The sequence below is a fragment of the Streptomyces melanogenes genome, from assembly GCF_014649795.1.
GTDB classification, from domain to species: domain Bacteria; phylum Actinomycetota; class Actinomycetes; order Streptomycetales; family Streptomycetaceae; genus Streptomyces; species Streptomyces noboritoensis.
Genome location: NZ_BMTS01000005.1, coordinates 453,399 through 471,615 on the forward strand (window position 1 = coordinate 453,399; position 18,217 = coordinate 471,615).

The 18,217-nt window shown below is 72.6% G+C and carries 17 protein-coding genes; 4 read left to right on the forward strand and 13 right to left on the reverse strand.

Going from position 1 to position 18,217, the window contains the following annotated elements; genetic code table 11:
• Positions 1 to 72: 72 nt before the first annotated feature.
• Positions 73 to 501 (reverse strand): YidB family protein, encoded by a 429-nt coding sequence (locus tag IE252_RS14465; protein WP_190089766.1) that lies wholly within the window; start codon positions 499 to 501, stop codon positions 73 to 75.
• A 131-nt stretch (positions 502 to 632) separates the two neighbouring features.
• Between IE252_RS14465 and IE252_RS14470 the strand changes: the two genes are divergently transcribed.
• The 3 genes from IE252_RS14470 to IE252_RS14480 are packed head-to-tail and all read left to right on the forward strand — an operon-like array spanning position 633 to position 2,201.
• On the forward strand, positions 633 to 950 hold the full coding sequence (locus tag IE252_RS14470; RefSeq protein ID WP_190089767.1) for a DUF952 domain-containing protein: 318 nt from the start codon (positions 633 to 635) through the stop codon (positions 948 to 950).
• Between the two features lie 58 nt (positions 951 to 1,008).
• Positions 1,009 to 1,491, forward strand: a complete 483-nt coding sequence (locus IE252_RS14475; protein ID WP_190089768.1) for a Rieske (2Fe-2S) protein — start codon at positions 1,009 to 1,011, stop codon at positions 1,489 to 1,491.
• A gap of 17 nt (positions 1,492 to 1,508) precedes the next feature.
• Positions 1,509 to 2,201, forward strand: a complete 693-nt coding sequence (locus IE252_RS14480; RefSeq protein WP_190089769.1) for a nucleotidyltransferase domain-containing protein — start codon at positions 1,509 to 1,511, stop codon at positions 2,199 to 2,201.
• Positions 2,202 to 2,205: 4 nt separating this feature from the next.
• Here IE252_RS14480 and IE252_RS14485 read toward each other — a convergent pair whose 3' ends face one another.
• The 12 genes from IE252_RS14485 to pyrG form a co-directional block, all read right to left on the reverse strand.
• A complete protein-coding gene (locus tag IE252_RS14485; RefSeq protein ID WP_190089770.1) occupies positions 2,206 to 3,231 on the reverse strand; it encodes an ADP-ribosylglycohydrolase family protein in 1,026 nt (341 codons plus the stop codon).
• Positions 3,228 to 3,974 (reverse strand): NUDIX hydrolase, encoded by a 747-nt coding sequence (locus tag IE252_RS14490; RefSeq protein WP_190089771.1) that lies wholly within the window; start codon positions 3,972 to 3,974, stop codon positions 3,228 to 3,230. Before IE252_RS14490 ends, IE252_RS14485 begins: the two co-directional genes overlap by 4 nt.
• Complete coding sequence (locus IE252_RS14495; RefSeq protein WP_190089833.1) at positions 3,968 to 4,741, reverse strand: adenylyltransferase/cytidyltransferase family protein; 774 nt, start codon at positions 4,739 to 4,741, stop codon at positions 3,968 to 3,970. The genes IE252_RS14490 and IE252_RS14495 overlap by 7 nt, the downstream gene beginning before the upstream one ends.
• A gap of 177 nt (positions 4,742 to 4,918) precedes the next feature.
• A complete protein-coding gene (locus IE252_RS14500; protein WP_444545950.1) occupies positions 4,919 to 6,085 on the reverse strand; it encodes a pseudouridine synthase in 1,167 nt (388 codons plus the stop codon).
• Entirely contained in the window at positions 6,082 to 6,711 is a 630-nt protein-coding gene (gene scpB, locus IE252_RS14505) for an SMC-Scp complex subunit ScpB (RefSeq protein ID WP_190089773.1), read from the reverse strand. Before scpB ends, IE252_RS14500 begins: the two co-directional genes overlap by 4 nt.
• Positions 6,708 to 7,889: a segregation and condensation protein A gene (locus tag IE252_RS14510; RefSeq protein ID WP_190089774.1), complete on the reverse strand. Its 1,182-nt coding sequence runs from the start codon at positions 7,887 to 7,889 to the stop codon at positions 6,708 to 6,710. The genes scpB and IE252_RS14510 overlap by 4 nt, the downstream gene beginning before the upstream one ends.
• Positions 7,890 to 7,962: 73 nt before the next feature.
• Complete coding sequence (locus IE252_RS14515) at positions 7,963 to 8,493, reverse strand: hypothetical protein (protein WP_190089775.1); 531 nt, start codon at positions 8,491 to 8,493, stop codon at positions 7,963 to 7,965.
• The gene (locus IE252_RS14520; protein ID WP_188275230.1) at positions 8,478 to 9,599 is read right to left on the reverse strand and encodes a ParA family protein; all 1,122 of its coding nucleotides are present in this window, start codon (positions 9,597 to 9,599) and stop codon (positions 8,478 to 8,480) included. Before IE252_RS14520 ends, IE252_RS14515 begins: the two co-directional genes overlap by 16 nt.
• A 415-nt stretch (positions 9,600 to 10,014) precedes the next feature.
• A complete protein-coding gene (ald, locus tag IE252_RS14525; RefSeq protein ID WP_190089834.1) occupies positions 10,015 to 11,130 on the reverse strand; it encodes an alanine dehydrogenase in 1,116 nt (371 codons plus the stop codon).
• Positions 11,131 to 11,275: 145 nt separating this feature from the next.
• Positions 11,276 to 13,378, reverse strand: a complete 2,103-nt coding sequence (locus tag IE252_RS14530) for a tetratricopeptide repeat protein (RefSeq protein WP_190089776.1) — start codon at positions 13,376 to 13,378, stop codon at positions 11,276 to 11,278.
• 205 nt (positions 13,379 to 13,583) lie between these two features.
• On the reverse strand, positions 13,584 to 14,210 hold the full coding sequence (locus IE252_RS14535; RefSeq protein ID WP_190089777.1) for an NUDIX domain-containing protein: 627 nt from the start codon (positions 14,208 to 14,210) through the stop codon (positions 13,584 to 13,586).
• A 75-nt stretch (positions 14,211 to 14,285) separates the two neighbouring features.
• The gene (gene pyrG / locus IE252_RS14540; RefSeq protein ID WP_190089778.1) at positions 14,286 to 15,947 is read right to left on the reverse strand and encodes a CTP synthase; all 1,662 of its coding nucleotides are present in this window, start codon (positions 15,945 to 15,947) and stop codon (positions 14,286 to 14,288) included.
• Between the two features lie 430 nt (positions 15,948 to 16,377).
• Between pyrG and IE252_RS14545 the strand changes: the two genes are divergently transcribed.
• Positions 16,378 to 18,180, forward strand: coding sequence for a glycoside hydrolase family 15 protein (locus IE252_RS14545; protein ID WP_190089779.1), 1,803 nt, complete (start codon positions 16,378 to 16,380; stop codon positions 18,178 to 18,180).
• Positions 18,181 to 18,217 lie beyond the last annotated feature (37 nt).

The window sequence follows — 18,217 nt, forward strand, 5'->3', positions numbered from 1 at the left end:
CGGCTGCGCCGGGGCGGACGTGCGGGCTTGCCCGTTCAGCCTAGTCAGCCCCGTGCGGGCGCGGGCACGGCGCTACAGGTTCTGCTGCTTGATCAGGTCCTCCAGGGAGGTGCCCGCCTGCGGGAGCTCGCCGGAGGGGGTGAGCTTGTCGACGGCCTGCGGCAGCTGCTGCGCGATCTGGTCGGCGGCCTGCTCGGGGCTGATGCCCGCCTGCTCGGCCACCCGCTGCAGGGTCTCGTCCGGCACGGCCTGCTGGATCTGCGCGCCGCTGACCGGCTGGTTGTCGCCGGAGCCGACCCAGGACTGGGCCTGGTCGCCGAGACCGGACTTGGAGAGCATGTCCATCAGGCCGCCGAGCGGGTTGCCGCCGTTCTGGCCGCTGCCGCCGCCCATCAGGGCTCCGAGCAGCGAGCCGAGGACGTTGCCGCCGCCGGAGGCCCCGGTGCCGCCGGCACCGCCGAGGAGGCCGCCCAGAAGGCCGCCCAGATCGCTTCCCGCCATGGTCCTGCCCTTCGCCGTACTTACCGAGTGGGTGGGGAACACGGTCAATGTCACCCGGGCACGGGGGCTGCGCCACTCGGGCGATCACTCTGCGTACGGGCCGAGGGAAGCGCGTGCGGTAGAACGGGGGGATGATCTTCCACGTGGTGCCAGGACCCGAGTGGGCGGCGGCCGGGTCCGGTCCGTACGCCCCGGCGTCGCTCGCCTCCGAGGGCTTCGTCCACTGCTCGGCCGACCGCGCGTCCGCCCTCGCGGTCGCGAACGCCCACTACGCCGACGCACCGGCCCCGCTCCTCCTGCTGGGCATCGACGAGGCCCACCTGTCCGCCGAGGTCCGCCGGGAGGGGAAAGGGCAGGCGTTCCCGCACGTCTACGGCCCGATCGCGCGGGCGGCCGTGGTGGAGGTGGCGGAGCTGCGCCGGGAGGGCGGGGGCTGGGTTGGGCCATAGGGCGTACGGCACGCGCGCGTCACGGGATTCGCCGCGGGGTTGCACCAAGATGCTGCCCATGACGACGCCAACCTCCCGCCGCGCGGTGCTCGCGGTCGCCGCGGGCACGGCCGCGCTGGCCGGCTGCGGCAGCAGCGACGACAAGAAGAGCAGCGCTGCGAGCAGCGCCGCCGAGACCTCTCCCCCGGTCGCGGCCGCCCCGAACACCCCCACGCCGTCCTCCGAGCCGACGGGGTCCTCCGCGCCCGCGCAGGGCGACGTGCTGGCGAAGACGTCGGACATCCCGGTCGGCGGCGGCAAGGTCTTCGCGGCGAAGAAGGTCGTGGTCACCCAGCCCGAGGAGGGCACCTTCAAGGCGTTCTCGGCGATCTGCACCCACCAGGGCTGCACGGTCAAGGACGTCGCCGGCGGGACGATCAACTGCCCCTGCCACGGCAGCAAGTACCGCGTGGCCGACGCCTCGGTCGCGGCGGGCCCGGCTCCCCGCCCGCTCCCGCCCGAGCGGATCACGGTCGAAAACGGCTCGATCCACCTGGCCTGACCAGGGACAATCGGCGGATGACGCCCGAGCAGCTCATCCGCGACCACACCGTCTACTCCTGTGTGATGGGCTCGCGCGCCTTCGGGCTCGCCACCGACGCCAGCGACACGGACCGCCGGGGCGTCTATGTGACCCCGACCCCCCTCTTCTGGGCCTTCGACAAGCCGCCGACCCATGTGGAGGGCCCGGCCGAGGAGCAGTTCAGCTGGGAGCTGGAACGCTTCTGCGAACTGGCCCTGCGCGCCAACCCCAACATCCTGGAGTGCCTGCACTCCCCGCTGGTCGAGCGGGTCGACGACACCGGCCGGGAACTCCTCGCCCTGCGCGAGGCGTTCCTCTCCCGCCGCGCCCACGCCACCTTCACCGGCTACGCGCTGAGCCAGCGCAAGAAGCTGGAGGCGGACGTACGCCAGCACGGCGCCCCGCGCTGGAAGCACGCGATGCACCTGGTGCGCCTGATGACGAGCTGCCGCGACCTGGTGCTCACCGGCACCCTCACGATCGAGGTCGGCCCCGCCCGCGACCGCCTCCTCGCGGTCAAGCGCGGCGAGGTCCCCTGGCCCGAGGTCGAGTCCTGGATGACCCGCCTGTCCGAGGAGTCCACGAAGGCCCTCCCCCACAGCCCGCTCCCCGAGGAGCCGGACCACGCCCGCGTGGCCGACTTCCTGTTCCGGGTCCGCCGCGCCTCGGCGCTCCCTCCGCACCCGTAGCGGATCAAGCGTCCCAGAGCGCCCCGAGCGTCAGCAGTTCGCTGCGGTACTCGATGCGCTCCGCCCATTCCTTCGGCCAGGCCGCGACCCCGAGGTGGGCGCCCGCGAAGGCGCCGGTGAGGCAGGCGATGGAGTCGGAGTCGCCCTTGGTGCAGGCCGCCCGGCGCAGGGCCGTCAGGGGCTCGTCCGGGAACAGCAGGAAGCAGACCAGGGCCGTGGCCAGGGCCTCCTCGGCCACCCAGCCGTCGCCCGTCTCCAGGCACGGGTCCGTCTCCGGGGACGGGTTGTGCAGGGCCTTGAGGACGCGGTCCAGGGCGTCCAGGCACTCGTCCCAGCCACGGGCCATGAAGGCGGCGGGCGTCTCGTCGTGGGCGTAGGTCCACAGGTCGCCGAGCCAGCGGTCGTGGTAGCGGGTGCGGTTCTCGTACGCGTACGAGCGCAGCTGGCCGACCAGGCCCACCGGGTCCGCGCCCTGCGCCAGCAGGAAGACCGCGCGGGCCGTCAGGTCGCTGGCCGCGAGCGCGGTGGGGTGGCCGTGGGTGAGGGCCGACTGGAGCTGGGCCGCGCCCGCCCGCTGCTCCTCGCTCAGACCGGGCGCGAGGCCCACCGGGGCCACCCGCATGTTGGCGCCGCAGCCCTTGGAGCCGAGCCGGCTCGCCTGCTGCCAGCGCAGGTCGGTGTCGAGGAGGCCGCAGGCGACCATGCAGGTGCGGCCGGGGGCGCGGTTGTTCTCGGGCGAGTGGTACCAGCGCACGAACCCCTCGCGGACCGGCCGCTCCAGGCGGCGCGGGCCGAGCAGGCCCCGGTCCATGGCGGCCCGTATGCCGTGGCCGACCGCCAGGGTCATCTGGGTGTCGTCGGTGACGATCGCGGGCGCCGGCAGCCGCATCTCGCGCCAGGGCCCGCACTTGGCCAGGATCGCGGGCACGCCGATGAACTCGGTCGGGAAGCCCAGCGCGTCCCCGAGCGCGAGTCCGATCAGCGAGCCGGTCGCCGCCTGCTTCGCCCGGCTGTTCACTCGTGTGGTCATGAGGGTCGTCCTTCCGGCCGCAGGAGCGGGGGGTGCAGCGCGGTCGCCACGCCCGCCCGGTACAGCGCGGCCGGCTTGCCCCGGCCGCCGGTCAGACGCGCGGCGCCCGCCACCGGCTCGACGAAGCCGGGCGTGGCGAGCACCTTGCGTCGGAAGTTGGGGCGGTCCAGAGCGGTCCCCCAGACCGTCTCGTAGACCTGCTGGAGCTCGCCGAGGGTGAACTCGGGCGGGCAGAACGCCGTGGCCAGGCAGGTGTATTCGAACTTGGCGCCGATCCGGTCGCGCGCGTCGGCCACGATCCGCTCGTGGTCGAAGGCGAGGCTCCCGTACGCGCCGAACGGCACCCACTGCGCGTGCGCCGCGTCACCGCCGCCGTGCGGCTCCGGCAGGTCCGGTACGAGCGCGGTGTACGCGACCGACACCACCCGCATCCGGGGGTCGCGGTCGGGGTCGCTGTAGGTGCGCAGCTGCTCCAGGTGCAGGCCCGCGACCACGTCGTCCGGGAGCCCGGTCTCCTCGGCCAGCTCGCGCCGCGCCGCCTGGCCCGCGCTCTCCCGGGGCAGCACGAACCCGCCCGGCAGCGCCCACTCGCCCTTGTACGGCTCCTCGCCGCGCCGGATCAGCAGCAGGTGCAGCCCGCCGTCGCGGACCGTGCAGACCGCGAGGTCGACGGTGACCGCGAACGGCTCGAAGGCGTACGGGTCGTAGCCCTCCGGCCGCCGGGCCGGGCCCGCGCTCACCATCGCCCCGCGCCCGGCCCGTCCAGGCCCCAGCTCTCGCCCAGGAACGTGTCGACCGCGTCGACGGCGGCGCCCAGCAGCGCCGGGGGACCCGCGCCCCGCAGCACGACCTTGCGGCCCCGGCCGGGCAGGCCGCCGTCCTGCGGGCCCGCGAGCAGCCACAGGTGCCGCTCGGCACGGGCGGTCCCCGCCGCGCAGAAGAGCACCGGCGCCCCCGTGCGCGCCGCCTGCTCCTCCCGCACCGCCCCGCACCGGGGCACCCACCGAGTGCCCGCCCAGACCCCGCCCCGCCGCTGGTAGCGCTCGGCCAGCGAGCGGGCCAGGGTGGTGGCGGCCGGGTCGGCGCCGAGCACCGCGACCCGGCGGGTCAGAGCGGCCCGTACGGGCCGCTCCAGGAAGTCCCAGCACCCCACCGGGTCCTTGCGGACGGCGGCCGCGGAGACCGGGAAGAGGGCGCGCTCGGGGTCGACGCACACGTGCTCGGCACCGAAGGCCCGGGCGAGCCGGTCCCCGTGCCGCTCGGAGGTGAAGACCGCGTCCACCCGCCCGGTGGCGCGCACCGAGCGGACCGACCGGACGACGCGGACGCGCGGATGGACCTCGGCCATCCAGCGCGCCCGCGTCCGGGCCGCCACGAGTTCCCCGGCCGCCGTGCACACCAGCACGGTCAGCGCCTCGCAGCGGTCCTCGGCGGTCCGTACGAGGTGGTGGTGGCCGGCGTGCGGCGGGCAGAACGTGCCGATCACCAGACCGTGTCCGTACCGCTTCATCGCCGCCACCCCCTCCCCGTCACACCGCCGCTTTTTAATAGTCATGATGACTATAAAGGCGCGAGGGGGGCGCGCACAACGGGGGCGTACGGCATATACGCCGGACACGCGCGCACAGCACGAAGCCCGGCCCCCGTCGGTCGGGGGCCGGGCTTCGTACCGGAAATCAGCGGGCGGCTACAGGCCGACCTCGCGCATCAGCATGCCCACCTCGGTGTTGGTGAGGCGGCGCAGCCAGCCGGACTTCTGGTCGCCGAGCGCGATCGGGCCGAAGGAGACCCGGACGAGCTTCTCGACCGGGAAGCCGGCCTCGGCCATCATGCGGCGCACGATGTGCTTGCGGCCCTCGTGGAGCTCGATCTCCACCAGGTAGTTCTTGCCGGTCTGCTGGACGACCCGGAAGGCGTCCGCGCGCGCGTAGCCGTCCTCCAGCTGGATGCCCTCCTTGAGCCGCTTGCCGATCTCGCGCGGCAGCGGGCCCGTGATGGCGGCCAGATAGGTCTTCTTCACGCCGTACTTGGGGTGGGTCAGCCGGTGGGCCAGCTCGCCGTGGTTGGTGAGCAGGATGATGCCCTCGGTCTCCGTGTCGAGGCGCCCGACGTGGAAGAGCCGCGTCTCGCGGTTGGTCACGTAGTCGCCCAGGCACTGGCGGCCGTCCGGGTCCTCCATGGTGGAGACGACGCCGGCCGGCTTGTTCAGCGCGAAGAACAGGTACGACTGGGTGGCGACGGTCAGGCCGTCCACCTTGATCTCGTCCTTCTCCGGGTCGACGCGCATGCCCTGCTCCAGGACGATCTCGCCGTTGACCTCGACGCGGGCCTGCTCGATCAGCTCCTCGCAGGCGCGGCGCGAGCCCATGCCGGCGCGGGCGAGGACCTTCTGCAGCCGCTCGCCCTCCTGCTCGGCGCCCGGGAAGGTCTTGGGGAGCTTGATGTCCGGCTTGTCCGCGTACCGGTCGCGGTTGCGCTGCTCGATCTTGGCGTCGAGCTCGCGCGGACGCGCCTGGCCCATGCGCTGGCCGTGCGGGCCGCGGCGGACCGGGGTGCCGCCCTGGGGCGCCTTGGGGCCGCCCTTGGCGCCGCCGCGCGCGGAGGAGCCGCGTCCGCTGCGGGGGGCGTCGCCGCCCACGTCGTAGGTGCGCTCCTCGGGGCGCAGCGGGCGCTGCTTGCCGCTGCCGCTCTGGCGCGGGCCGCCGCCCTGGCGCTGGCCGTCCCGGCCGCCGCCGGAGCCGCCGCGGCCGGCGCCGCCCCGGCCGCCACCACCGCTGCTGCCGCGGCCGCCGCTGTTGCCACCACGGCTCCCGCCGTTGTTTCCGCTGCTGTTACTGCCGCTGCTTCGCATCAAATTTCCGTCTTGTCGTCTGCATGGGTTTCCGGGGCGTCCGGCGCGTCCGGATCGAACGACGGCACACCCTCCAGCGTCTCGGATTCGATCGCGTCCGCCTCGGGGAGGAAGGGCGCGAGCTCCGGGAGCTCGTCCAGGCCGCGCAGGCCCATCCGCTCCAGAAAGTAGTTCGTCGTCCTGTACAGGATCGCACCTGTTTCGGGTTCCGTGCCCGCCTCGTCGACCAGACCCCGCTGGAGCAGGGTCCGCATGACCCCGTCGCAGTTCACTCCGCGCACCGCGGAGACCCGGGACCGGCTCACCGGCTGGCGGTACGCGACGACCGCCAGGGTCTCCAGGGCCGCCTGGGTGAGCCGGGCCTGCTGCCCGTCCAGGACGAAGCCCTCGACGGCCGGGGCGTACTCGGCGCGGCTGTAGAACCGCCAGCCGCCCGCCACGAGCCTCAGCTCGAAGCCACGGCCCTGGACGGTGTACTCGTCCGCCAGCTCGCGCAGGGCGTCCGCCACGGCCCTGCGGGGCCGCTCCAGCACCTTCGCCAGGTGCTCCTCGGTCGCGGGCTCGTCGACCACCATGAGAACGGCCTCAAGGGCGGGCTTGAGCGCGAGCTGCTCGGGCTCCTCGGTCACGCCGTCTCCACCTCCACAACTCGGTCGAACTCGTCCGTGACGGCGGGCTGGTCCCCGTCGCCGCCGCTCCAGCGCACCATGAGCTCCCCGAGCGCCTCGTCCTGGTCGAGGACGACGGCCTTCTCGCGGTAGAGCTCCAGGAGGGCGAGGAAGCGGGCGACGACGGTGAGGGTGTCGTCCACCCCGAGGGTCAGCTCCCGGAAGCTCGCCTCCCCCCGCTCGCGCAGCACCGCCACGACCACGGCGGCCTGCTCCCGTACGGAGACGAGCGGGGCGTGGATGTGGTCGACGTACACCTGCGGCTTGGCCCTCGGCTGCATGGCCTTCACCGCCAGCTTGGCGAAGCCGTCGGCGCCGATGCTGATGACGACCTCGGGCAGCAGCTCGGCGTGGTGCGCCTCCAGGCCGACGGTACGCGGGTATCTGCGCGCCTCGCTGTCCAGCCGCTCGCTGAAGATGTCCGCGATCTGCTTGTACGCGCGGTACTGGAGCAGCCGCGCGAACAGCAGGTCCCGCGCCTCCAGGAGCGCCAGGTCGGCCTCGTCCTCGACCTCGGCGGCGGGCAGGAGCCGGGCGGCCTTCAGGTCGAGGAGGGTGGCGGCGACGACCAGGAACTCGGTGGTCTGGTCGAGGTCCCAGTCGGCGCCCATGGCCCGGATGTGCGCCATGAACTCATCGGTCACCTTGGACAGCGCGACCTCGGTCACGTCCATCTTGTGCTTGGAGATGAGCTGGAGGAGGAGGTCGAAGGGGCCTTCGAAGTTGGCGAGCCGGACGGTGAAGCGTCCGTCGCCGGGGGCGGGACGGTCGGCCTCGGGCGGCACCTCCAGGGAGGGGGCCGGGGCCTCGGCGGGGCCGGGCTCGGGCACGGCGGGTTGCGCAGCCCGGCGGGCCGGGGGTGCCGCTGTGCCCACCCGTGCCGCCCCAGCGGCACGATTGCCCACAGCGGCGGCAACAGTCTCAGCGGGGTCTGGGGCGGAGCCCCGGGAGCGGGGTGCGGGGGCCGCAGGCCCCGCCTGGGGGGCCGGGGGCGCAGCCCCGGGGTCCACCACTTCCCCGGCCGCCCGCCCAGGGCTTTCGGGGAGGGGTGGGGTGGGGGAAACAACCCCCGGCCCCCGTCCGAGCGCACGCCGAGCCCCCCGCGCGGCGGGAACGGGCGGTTCGTCGGCGGTGGGCAAGAGGCGGTCCAGGGGGTGCGGAACGGGCGGTACGAAGGGCGCGGCGGCACGGGCCGCACGGCGCAGGCTAGTGCTACCGGCCCCGCAGACGCCGTACGAGAATGCTCGCGTCGCCCCGCGACTCCAGGTCGGCGAGGACGACGGCGACCGCCTCGCGGACGATCCGCCCGCGGTCGACGGCCAGCCCGTGCTCCCCGCGCAGGACCAGGCGCGCGTGCTCCAGGTCCATCAGCTCCTCCGCGGAGACGTACACCGTGATCTTCTCGTCGTGGCGCTCGCGCCCGCTGGGCCGCCGGTTGGCCGCCCGGGCCCGGCGCCGCTGCTGCGCGGTGCTGGAGGCGGCCGGAGCGCCCGGACGGGCCCCCTTGGCGGCCTCGCCCGGCGCCGCGGCGCGGCTGCGCGGCTCACCCGACGCCGGATCCTCCTCCGCGGCCGAGTGCTCGGCCCGCGCCGCGGACTCCTCCGCGCCCGGGTCGCTCTCGCCCGCCGGTCCGGGCACCTTCGCCTCGCCGTTGGTCCGCCTCGGGGTGGAGGACTGGAGTGCCATTCCTCCGGTCGTACGGAACAGTTCGTCGGCCCCGGGCAGACTCACTCGGCGTGACACCGGGCGAGCACCTCCCTGGCGAGCTGGCGGTAGGCGGCGGCGCCGACGGAGTTGGACGCGTACGTGGTGATGGGCTCACCGGCGACGGTGGTCTCCGGGAAGCGCACCGTACGGCCGATCACCGTGTGGTAGACGTGGTCGTCGAAGGCCTCGACCACGCGGGCCAGGACCTCGCGGCTGTGCACCGTGCGCGAGTCGTACATGGTCGCGAGGATGCCGTCGAGCTCCAGGTCGGGGTTGAGCCGCTCCTGGACCTTCTCGATCGTCTCGGTCAGCAGGGCCACACCGCGCAGCGCGAAGAACTCGCACTCCAGCGGCACGATCACCTTGTGAGCCGCCGTCAGGGCGTTGACGGTGAGCAGGCCGAGCGAGGGCTGACAGTCGATCACGATGTAGTCGTAGTCGGCCATCAGGGGCTTCAGGGCGCGCTGGAGCGTGGACTCCCGGGCGACCTCGCTCACCAGCTGCACCTCGGCGGCCGAGAGGTCGATGTTGCTCGGCAGCAGGTCCATGTTGGGAACCGCGGTCTTGAGCAGGACCTCGTCGGCCGACATGCCCCGCTCCATGAGCAGGTTGTAGACCGTCAGGTCGAGCTCCATCGGGTTCACGCCCAGGCCCACCGAGAGGGCGCCCTGCGGGTCGAAGTCGACGAGCAGCACCCGGCGTCCATACTCCGCGAGCGCGGCACCCAGGTTGATGGTCGACGTGGTCTTGCCGACGCCGCCCTTCTGGTTGCACATCGCGATGATCTTCGCGGGACCGTGGTCGGTCAGCGGACCCGGGATCGGGAAGTACGGCAGCGGCCGTCCGGTGGGGCCGATCCGCTCGCGGCGCTGGCGTGCGGCGTCGGGGGCGAGGGTGGCCGCGTACTCGGGGTCGGGCTCGTACTCGGCGTCGGGGTCGTAGAAGTGCCCCTGGGGCACCTCGTCGTAGTCGGCGAAAGCGGCGGTCTCGCGGCCGCTCTCGTTGCCGGCCATGGCGTTCACGTGTAGGCCGTCCATCATCCGTGGGGCTGTCGTCATGTGCGGGGTGGTTGCGAAGGCGCGGACCGCGACGGAGCCGACAGCCTCAGCAGGCCCCGAAGGGCCATGGCCCCGTGCGGGCATCCCTGGTTGACCACCTCCGGGAGTAAATGTCGACTCATTCACAAGTCGTCTTACCTCCTTGGAAGTGACCAGGAAACTTTATCGATAGGTCAGCGTGGCACCATGCCGACGGTTGGCGACTCTATGGCGTGTCACCGGTCCGCAGCAACACAATCCGCCGGACCCGGCCGGATGTGTCGGCAACCGAACACCGCTCTGTCAAGGGCGTACGGGCATCAGAGCGCGAGTTTCAGGGGTGCGCGAAACGGTTAAAGAGTTACGTTCGAGGCGAGTTGAGCGAGCCTGCCGCACTCCGGTGGAAGTGTCGCGATACACATCCGGCCGGACCTTGGGCGACAAGGTCCGGCCGGGTGCGCGAGGTTGACGACATACATTGACGAACCGTTTCGTCAGGGGGTCGTCACGGCGTGTCGGATCAGCCGATGAGCGTGCTCAGCTCGACGGTCTGCAGGCCGTGGGCCTCGGCGACCGGGCCGTAAACGACCTGGCCGTCATGGGTGTTGAGGCCCAGGGCGAGCGCCGGGTCGCGGCGCAGCGCCTCGACCCAGCCGTTGTTCGCCAGCGACACGATGTAGGGCAGCGTGGCGTTGGTGAGGGCGTAGGTGGAGGTGTTGGGCACCGCGCCCGGCATGTTGGCGACGCAGTAGAAGACCGAGTCGTGGACCATGAAGGTCGGCTCGGCGTGAGTGGTGGGACGCGAGTCCTCGAAGCAGCCGCCCTGGTCGATCGCGATGTCGACAAGGACACTTCCGGGCTTCATCTTGGCGACGAGCTCGTTGGTGACCAGCTTCGGGGCCTTGGCGCCCGGGATCAGGACGGCGCCGATGACGAGGTCGGCCTCGACGACGGCCTTCTCCAGCTCGTAGGCGTTGGAGACGATCGTCTTGATCTTCGTGCCGAAGATCTTGTCGGCCTCGCGGAGCTTGTTGATGTCGCGGTCGAGCAGGGTCACGTGGAAGCCCATGCCGACGGCGATCTGCACCGCGTTCCAGCCGGAGACGCCGCCGCCGATGACGACGCACTCGCCGGCGTGGGTGCCGGGGACGCCGCCGGGCAGGACGCCGCGGCCGCCGACCGAGCGCATCAGGTGGTAGGCGCCGACCTGCGGGGCCAGGCGGCCCGCGACCTCGGACATCGGGGCGAGCAGCGGCAGCGCGCGGTTGGCGGTCTCCACCGTCTCGTACGCGATGGCCGTGGTGCCGGACTCCAGGAGGGCGTCCGTGCACTCGCGGGACGCGGCGAGGTGCAGGTAGGTGAAGAGCGTCTGGTCCTTGCGGAGGCGGTGGTACTCCTCGGCGATGGGCTCCTTGACCTTCAGCAGCAGGTCGGCGGCGGCCCACACCTCGTCGGCGGTGCCCAGGATCTCGGCGCCGGCGGCCACGTACTCGGCGTCCGTGATCGACGAGCCGACACCGGCGTTCTGCTCGATGACGACCTGGTGGCCGTGGCGCACCAGCTCGTGCACGCCGGCGGGGGTGATGGCCACCCGGAACTCGTTGTTCTTGACCTCGCGGGGGATGCCGACCTTCACGTCGATCACGGTCCTTGGCTCAGGGGATGAAGGGGGTGTAATGCATACATACCCGGATGCACCAAGGCGCACCGGGAGACACCGCAAGAAGGTGCGGCGGAGCCAGTCTAATGAAGGTTTTCCCGCTGTCTACCCTTACAAACAACTAATCTTTGGCCGAAGCACTACGGATTTCGTAGGCCGGAGCCTCTTCTTCCTCTCCAGTTCCGGGGTCGGGCTCCAGCAGACGCTCGGCAGCGCCCCGGTGCAGCCTGGCCCCCGCCGGGTCCCCGAGCCGGTCGAGGGTGTCCGCGAGGCGCAGCTGGAGCGCGGCTTGGAGACGCAGATCACCGGCCTGCCTCGCCCACTCCACCGCCTCGCGGCAGGTCCGCAGCGACTCCTCGGGCCGCCCGGCGTACTCCTGCACCCGGGCCGCCTCGCTCAGCGCCCGCGCCTGGCTCGGCAGATCGCCGAGACGGCGGTATCCGGCCACCGCGGCGCGCCAACTGCGGAGCGCCTCGCCGTAGCGGCCCGCATAGGTGAGCACCGCGCCGATCCGCCCGTACAGCCGCGCCTCGTCCTCCAGCTCGCCCCGCGCCAGGCGCTGGGCCAGGGCGCGGCCGTACCAGTCGGCGGCCCGCGTCCAGTCGCCCAGCTCCTGGTGGGCGCCGCCTACGGATTCCATCGCGCGGCCCGTCGCGTACGGGTCGTTCGCGGCCCGGCCCGCGTCCAGGGCCGCCCGGTAGCGGACGAGCGCGTCCGCGGTGCGCCCGGCCTCCGCGTCCAGATCACCCAGATTGAGCAGGGCCGCGGCCTTCTCCCGGTGCAGTGCGCGCCGCTCGGCGACGTCGAGAACCAGCTGGTGCAGACCATAGAGGTCGGGTGCGGCGGCCTCGGTCCCCCGGTGTGCGGCCAGCGCCCGCACCAGGGCCGCGACGAGCCGTCTGGCCAGCGTGTCCAGCTCGCCGTCCTCGACCGCGAGCCGGGCGGCCGCCAGCAGCGCGGGCCGGCGGGTGGCCAGCCAGGCGGCGGCCAGCCGCTCGTTGGGGAAGCGCAGGGCGCGGGGCAGCCCGGCGAGCTTCTTGCGGGCCGCGGAGCCGTCGGGCTCGGTGACCGCCCGGCAGGACTGGAGCAGCCGTACGGTCCGCTCCAGCATCCGGGCCCGGGCCAGCTGGAGCTCGCCGGGCCGGTCGGCGGCCTCCGCGAGCCTGTGCAACAGCGGAGCCAGCCAGCCGGGCACCGCGTACTGCGCGGGCCGCTCCTCCGGGTCGCCCTCGACCCTCAGCAGCCCGTACGCGACGAAGTCCTCCAGGGTGTTCTGGGCCGCCGACACCGAGCACCCGGCGAGCGCCGAGGCGGTCTGGGCGTCCACGATCCCGGCCGGGGCGAGCGAGAGCAGCCGCAGGAGGCGGGCGTTGGGCTGCGGCAGCGACTCGTACACGAGCCGGAAGGCGCGGGCCAACGGGCGCTCGGCGACGGGGAGTTGGCCGCCCAGGATCCAGCCGTCCCCGGGCAGCGCGTGCAGCCGCTTGGCAACGTCCGAGACGGCCGCCTGCGGCCGGATGGCCAGCCAGCCGCCGACCAGGGCGATGGCCGCGGGCGCCCCCGCGCACTCCTCGACGAGGTTCTCGGCGGTGCGCGGGTCCACCGTGATCCGGACCGCGCCGGTGAAGCTCTGCAGGAACGCGACGGCCGCCTTGGGGTCGAGGCCGCCGAGGGTGCAGGGCCGGACATCGGGGATGCCGGTGAGCGGTCCGCGGGCGGTCGCCACCACCAGGCAGTCGGCGTTCTGCGGCAGCAGCGGGTCGACCTGTTCGGCGCCGGCCGCGTCGTCGAGCAGCAGCAGGACCCGCCGCTCGGCGAGCGCCTCGCGCACCAGCTGGGTCAGCTCGTCCTCGCCGCCGCCGGGCGGCACCGGGACCTCCAGGGCGTCCAGCAGATCGCGGGCCACCCGCTCGGCCGGGACGGTGGCGCCGCCGGGTTCGCGCAGCCGGGCCCGGAGTACCCCGTCGGGGTAGTCGGCGGCGAGCTGCCTGGCCAGCTCCTCGGCGAGGGCGGTCCGCCCGGAGCCGGGGCGTCCGGCGATCAGCAGCACCCGGGCGCGCGGCGACTTGCGGCCGGACAGGGTGTCGAGCCCGGCCCGCTCCACGTCCTCGCGCAGCTCCTTCAACTCCCGCTGGCGGCCGAAGAACTGACGGCCGCTCGCGTCCGGCGCGGCCGGCTCGCACTCCGCGGCAGAGCCGCCCACGTCCACCGCCTGATCCGTCACGGGCCACGCTCCGTCCGCTGCGCACGAGCCGAGCCCGGCGGGTCTCCGCACGGGCGTTCCGAGCGTAGTTCACGCGTGGTGAGCGGCCCGGCGGAGCGCGGCGGACAGGTCGCCCGATCGGATCAGCGGATCGTCGGACGGACATACCGGCACGTACGCCGAACGGGTCGGTGCGCCCCGCGCACCGACCCGTCGACGGCTGGGTCTACTTCTCGAACGGCCGGGCCGGCCAAGGCGCCTCCGCCGGGCGCAGCGACTCCAGGCCCGGTCCCGCCTGTGCGGCCGTGAGCGCGAGGACGCCCACCACCAGGCAGTTGTTGTGCAGCTCACCGGCGAGCACGCCCCGGACGAGCTCGTCGAGCGGCACCCGGGCCAGCTCCATGTCGGCCTCCTCCTCGGAGACCTCGAAGCGCTCGCCCTCCGCCTCGGAGAGATCGCGGGCGAGGAAGATCCGTACGGCCTCGTCGCAGCCGCCGGGCGTGGTGTAGACGTCGGTGAGGACCCGCCAGTCCTCGGCCTTGACGTGCGCCTCCTCGTACAGCTCGCGCTGGGCGGCGTGCAGCGGGTTCTCGCCGGGCACGTCGAGCAGCCCGGCCGGGATCTCCCACAGCTTGTGGCGCACCGGGTGGCGGTACTGGCGCAGCACCAGGACGCGGCCCGCGCCGTCGAGGGCGAGGACGGCCACGGAGCCCGGGTGGACCTGGTAGTCGCGGCGCGCGACCGTGCCGTCGGGCATGACCACGTCGTCGGTGCGGACGCTGGTCTTGTTGCCCTCGAACGGGGTCGTGGTGGCGACGACCCGCCATTCCTCGGGGGTGTCCTGGAGCTGCATCGATGTCCTCCCGCAAAAGCAGAAACCGGGGTACGCGTCCCGAAGGACCCGTACCCCGGCAACCGTATCGCCTGGTTACTTCTTGCCGGTCTTCCGCTCCACGGCCGCCTTCACCAGGCCGGCGAAGAGCGGGTGCGGGCGGGTCGGGCGGGAGCGCAGCTCCGGGTGCGCCTGGGTGGCGACCAGGTAGGGGTGCACCTCGCGCGGGTACTCGACGTACTCGACGAGCTTGTTGTCCGGGGACGTGCCCGAGAAGACGATGCCCGCCTTCTTCTCCAGCTCCGCGCGGTAGGAGTTGTTGACCTCGTAGCGGTGGCGGTGGCGCTCCTCCACGTACGGCTGGTCGCCGTAGACCTCGCGGACGATCGAGCCCTCGGCGAGCTTCGCCGGGTACATGCCCAGGCGCATGGTGCCGCCCAGGTCGCCCGCGCCCTCGACGTACGCCAGCTGCTCCTCCATCGTCGAGATGACGGGGTGGGCGGTGGCGGCGTCGAACTCGGTGGAGTTGGCGTCCGGGATGCCGGCCAGGTTGCGGGCGGCCTCGATCACGATGCACTGCAGGCCCAGGCAGATGCCGAGCAGCGGCACCTTGTTCTCGCGGGCGTACTGGATCGCGCCGATCTTGCCGTTGACGCCGCGGTCGCCGAAGCCGCCGGGGACGAGGATCGCGTCCACGTCGCCGAGGTTCTTCTTGGCGCCGGCCGGGGTCTTGCAGTCGTCCGAGGTGACCCACTTGACCTTGACGCGGGCCTTGTTGGCGAAGCCGCCGGCGCGCATGGCCTCGGTGATCGAGAGGTACGCGTCGGGCAGGTCGATGTACTTGCCGACCAGCGCGACGGTGACCTCGTGCTCCGGGTTGTGGACGCGGTCGAGCAGGTCGTCCCAGGTCGTCCAGTCCACGTCGCGGAACGGCAGGTCGAGCTTGCGCACGACGTACGCGTCCAGGCCCTCGGTGTGCAGGACCTTCGGGATGTCGTAGATCGACTTGGCGTCGATGGCGGCGACCACCGCGGCCTCGTCGACGTCGCACATCAGCGAGATCTTGCGCTTGATCGACAGCGGCACCTCGCGGTCGGCGCGCAGCACGATCGCGTCGGGCTGGATACCGATGTTGCGCAGGGCGGCGACCGAGTGCTGGGTCGGCTTGGTCTTGAGCTCGCCGGAGGGGCCGATGTAGGGCAGCAGCGAGATGTGCACGACGAAGACGTTGTCGCGGCCGACCTCGTGGCGGACCTGGCGGACGGTCTCCAGGAACGGCAGCGACTCGATGTCGCCGACCGTGCCGCCGACCTCGGTGATGACGACGTCGACGTCGTCGGTCGCCATCCGGCGGATGCGGTGCTTGATCTCGTTGGTGATGTGCGGGATGACCTGGACGGTGTCGCCCAGGTACTCGCCGCGCCGCTCCTTGGCGATCACCTGCGAGTAGACCTGGCCGGTGGTGACGTTGGCCGAGCCGTCGAGGTCGACGTCGAGGAAGCGCTCGTAGTGGCCGATGTCCAGGTCGGTCTCGGCGCCGTCGTTGGTGACGAACACCTCGCCGTGCTGGAAGGGGTTCATCGTGCCGGGGTCGACGTTCAGGTACGGGTCGAGCTTCTGCATCGTGACCCGCAGGCCCCGCGCCTTCAGGAGCGCACCCAGGCTGGAGGCAGTCAGACCCTTGCCGAGGGAAGAGGCGACACCCCCGGTGACGAAGATGTGCTTGGTCGTCGATGACGCAGAGGATCGTGTCTGCATGGCCAAGAGGGGGCTCCCGTGGTCGCGGTCTGAAGTGCGTGCCGGTCACCCTCTGTGGATCTCGTACGAGTTGCCGTACGAGTTTCCGGGGGGCGCCGTCGCTGCGGTTCGGGGGTTTTTTCACCACCCGGCCACGGGCTACCAGGGTATCAGCGAGTACGGCGGACCGCTTCCGGCCACGCTCCGCACACGCCCGGCCAACCCAGTGTGCTCCCGTCACCCGGACGGCCGAACGGCGTTGCCGGAAGGCATCGGCGGATCACCCACGTGCGTCGTATCCTGCTCGGACACTCGCCGCCGAGCCGCTGGTAACACGGCGCCACCCCGGCCGTCACCCACAACATGCGCTCGTTGGCGATCCCTTGACCGCAGTCGCAGTAGCAGTAAGCGCCCCGCGGGGCGGACGTGGCCGTTCGACTGGAGATTGCACGTGGCCGGGCGCATCGAGGATTACGCACTCATCGGAGACATGCAGACCGCCGCACTGGTCTGCCGGGACGGCACGGCCGACTGGCTGTGCCTGCCACGCTTCGACTCGCACGCCGTCTTCGCCGGACTGCTCGGCACCGATGAACACGGCTTCTGGCGGATCGGCCCGGCGCACGCCGCCGACGCGCCGCCACCCCGGGCGGACCGGCGCCGCTACCGGGGCGACTCGCTGATCCTGGAGTCGGAGTGGGACACCCCGCGCGGCACGGTCCGGGTGACGGACTTCATGCCGCCGCGCGACGGCGCGCCGCAGCTGATCCGGATCGTGGAGGGCGTCAGCGGCCGGGTGCCGATGCGCAGCGCCCTGCGGATGCGTTTCAGCTACGGGCGTGTCGTGCCCTGGGTGCACAAGGTCGACAACCGTACGGTCGCGGTCGCGGGCCCCGACTCGGTCTGGCTGGACACCCCGGTCGACACGTACGGCAAGAACCTCACCACGTACTCCGACTTCACCGTCTCGCCCGGTGAGCGGATCGCCTTCACGATCAGCTGGCAGCCGTCCCACAAGGAGCCGCCCGCGCTCTCCGAGCCGGAGGCGGCCCTGGAGGCGACCGAGGACTTCTGGCGGGAGTGGGTCGAGCACTGTACGTACCACGGGCCCTACCGCGAGGCCGTGGTCCGCTCGCTGATCACGCTGAAGGCGCTCACCTACGCCCCCACCGGCGGCATCGTCGCCGCGCCCACCACCTCGCTGCCCGAGGACATCGGGGGCTCGCGCAACTGGGACTACCGCTACACCTGGCTGCGCGACGCCGCCATCACCCTCTCCTCGCTGCTGCGCACCGGCTACCGCGAGGAGGCCCGCGCCTGGCGCGAGTGGCTGCTGCGGGCGGTCGCGGGCGACCCCGAGAACCTCCAGATCATGTACGGGATCGCGGGCGAGCGGGAGCTGGGCGAGGCCGAGCTGGACTGGCTGCCCGGCTACGAGGACTCGGCCCCGGTCCGGGTCGGCAACGGCGCCGCCCACCAGCTCCAGCTGGACGTGTACGGCGAGGTCACCGAGGCCCTGCACCTGGCGCACATGACGGGCCTGGCCCGCAACGACTACGCCTCGCTGCTCCAGCTCAAGCTGATCCGCTACCTGGAGGACCACTGGGACCAGCCGGACGAGGGCATCTGGGAGGTGCGCGGCCCGCGCCGCCACTTCGTGCACTCCAAGGTGATGGCCTGGGTCGCGGTGGACCGCACCATCAAGCTGATCGAGTCGGGCGACGCGGACGGGCCGCTCGAGAAGTGGCGCGAGCTGCGCGACGACATCCACCGGGACGTGTGCGAGAAGGGGTACGACAAGGAGCGCAACACCTTCACGCAGTCGTACGGCTCCAAGGAGCTGGACGCCTCCCTGCTGCTGATCCCGCAGATGGGCTTCCTGCCGCCGGACGACAAGCGCGTGATCGGCACGATCGAGGCGATCCAGCGCGAGCTGTCCACCCCGGACGGGTTCATCCTGCGCTACCCGACGGCGGGCGACGAGGCGGGCTGCGACGGCCTGGAGGGCGACGAGGGCGCGTTCCTGGCCTGCTCGTTCTGGATGGCGGACGACCTGGCCATGATCGGCCGGGTCGACGAGGCCCGGAAGCTCTTCGAACGGCTGTTGTCGTTGCGCAACGACATCGGGCTGCTGGCGGAGGAGTGGGACCCGCGGGAGCAACGGCAGGTGGGGAACTTCCCGCAGGCCTTCAGCCACGTTCCCCTGATCGACACGGCGCTGCGGCTGACGGCTTCGGGGGCGTACGGGGGGTAGTCGGCGCGCCCGGGACCCCGTGCCCGCTTAGAGTGGA